Origin of the sequence: Arthrobacter sp. 260, from assembly GCF_013116745.1 — a bacterium.
GTDB lineage: Bacteria > Actinomycetota > Actinomycetes > Actinomycetales > Micrococcaceae > Arthrobacter_D.
On the sequence record NZ_JABFOE010000111.1, the window covers coordinates 1 to 236 of the forward strand.

The 236-nt window shown below is 53.0% G+C and carries 1 protein-coding gene; it reads left to right on the top strand.

The features are described from left to right. Window positions 1-41: 41 nt before the first annotated feature. On the top strand, window positions 42-236 hold a 195-nt coding region (locus HMI57_RS18535; protein ID WP_171587447.1), incomplete at its 3' end, for a hypothetical protein.

Sequence of the window (236 nt, forward strand, 5' to 3'; positions counted from 1 at the left end):
GTCCTGTTCAAGCTCCTATCCCTGCAGATGTTGACTTGTCCATGCTCCGCGTTGAACTTCGGCGCTTCGGGGTGACTGACGCGGACATGAAGTTCATCAATTCGCAGCCTGACGCGAGCACACGTAGCCTGATCAAGATTCGCAAGTACTTCGAGAGCAAAGCCGACAACAGGCTCTCACTTGAGCAGATAGACCAGATGCTTGAGGTCATCCGCTCAGTCAACAACGAACTGGAT